Origin of the sequence: Acinetobacter nectaris CIP 110549 (genome assembly GCF_000488215.1) — a bacterium.
GTDB classification, from domain to species: Bacteria; Pseudomonadota; Gammaproteobacteria; order Pseudomonadales; family Moraxellaceae; genus Acinetobacter; species Acinetobacter nectaris.
This window is the reverse complement of the sequence record NZ_KI530729.1, coordinates 1-1,263: the sequence shown is the minus strand read 5'-3', so window position 1 is coordinate 1,263 and position 1,263 is coordinate 1. Positions and strand designations below refer to the sequence as shown.

Annotated in this window: 3 protein-coding genes and 1 pseudogene; 1 reads left to right on the top strand and 3 read right to left on the bottom strand. The window is 32.6% G+C overall.

The window, feature by feature from the left end; translation table 11 throughout:
• Window positions 1–136: MobA/MobL family protein (locus tag P256_RS13120; protein ID WP_023273344.1), on the bottom strand; the 136-nt coding region annotated here is incomplete at its 3' end.
• A 181-nt stretch (window positions 137–317) separates the two neighbouring features.
• On the opposite strand from P256_RS13120, the gene P256_RS08820 reads away from it, so the two are divergent.
• The gene (locus tag P256_RS08820; protein ID WP_023273343.1) at window positions 318–602 is read left to right on the top strand and encodes a hypothetical protein; all 285 of its coding nucleotides are present in this window, start codon (window positions 318–320) and stop codon (window positions 600–602) included.
• Here the strand turns inward: P256_RS08820 and P256_RS08815 are convergent.
• Both P256_RS08815 and P256_RS08810 read right to left on the bottom strand, forming a co-directional pair.
• Entirely contained in the window at window positions 582–893 is a 312-nt protein-coding gene (locus P256_RS08815; protein ID WP_023273342.1) for a helix-turn-helix domain-containing protein, read from the bottom strand. The two genes, P256_RS08820 and P256_RS08815, sit on opposite strands and share 21 nt — an antisense overlap.
• 70 nt (window positions 894–963) lie before the next feature.
• A pseudogene (locus P256_RS08810) lies at window positions 964–1,263 on the bottom strand (replication initiation protein RepM); the annotation flags it as partial.

The window sequence follows — 1,263 nt, the reverse complement described above, 5'->3', positions numbered from 1 at the left end:
TTTTTTTGGTGAAATCATGGGTCAATCCTGTACGTTCATCTTTGAGTTTTTCACCTGCACGGTAAGCACTGGATGCTACGGCTGTACGTCCTGAACTTCTGTTTACGGTTTTGGTTGAGCAATGATAAATTGCCATAAAGTTGCCTTATATTGCTTTTGGGGTTAAGGGGAAACCCCTTACGCATCTTTTGACTTGAATGAAATTCAAGTCGTAAGTGCGCATTTCATGAAAAATACGATAACATATAGTCCTCTTGAATTTCAATTTATAGGGTCTTATGCTTGAGTAGTTTTCTTTAACCTTATAATTAACCATTATGACTAAATCTACGGAAAATATTGAAAAGAAAATTGAAGCTCAATTAGAAAAGCTAAAACAGTTAAAAGCGCAAAAACAAGCAATTGAAGCAAGAGAACGTACTAAGCAAAAAGAGCAAGAACGTAAAGATGATACTAGACGTAAAATTTTGCTTGGTTCTTACTTGATTAAAAAAATGAATGACAATGAAGCCAATAAAGAAAAAATACTCGCTGAACTCAACGAGTATTTAACAGAAGATAGAGATAGACAGCTTTTTGGACTAAAAAACAATACTGACTGAGGTAGCACCACGTTGCTCTTTAAGTTCTTCTACTATTTCTTCAATACTAAATTGACTCAATGAAATCTTCTCAGTTTTTTGGGAGTTAGGAAAAAAGAACTCATTGAGTTTTCGCCATGTTAATTGGCTTGGATGAGCAGCATATTGATCTTCTTTATCTTTCTCATATCGTCCAATCATCCCAGCATGAATATCAATAGCTTTAGCTACATCAGCATGAGTTAAATTACGTTTTTCCCGCTCATTTTTTAACTCTTTAGAAAAATCCACAGTAGTTCTTTCTGAAAACATGCTTATTCCTATATAAGTATTAATTACAATGGTTATAATACTATAGTTATTTACATTATTAAATAGTTTTTTATAATTTAAATCCATTTTTTTCTAGTAGTGGGTAAAGCTCTCTAAATTTTTCAGGCTGTAAAAGCATTTCAGCAATACGAGTAGCAAATTCTTGGTAGCTTTCTGTCCCTTGCGAATATTTACTCATTTCAGGCATTTTAGACATTTTATTGGCAAATAAATGACGTTGTGCATCTGTCATTTTGATAAAAAAATCTGGGGTGTTTGGATCTCGTTTAGTTTTAATTTGTGGCTGTTTTTTTTGCTTAAACTTAAAAGAAAAACTTGAAATTATCCGTCCCTTTTTATGCTGCTCATA

Coding starts and splice junctions, on each gene's coding strand:
- P256_RS08820 (WP_023273343.1), top strand. CDS start 318: ATGACTAAATCTACGGAAAATATTGAAAAGAAAATTGAAGCTCAATTA.
- P256_RS08815 (WP_023273342.1), bottom strand. CDS start 893: ATGTTTTCAGAAAGAACTACTGTGGATTTTTCTAAAGAGTTAAAAAAT.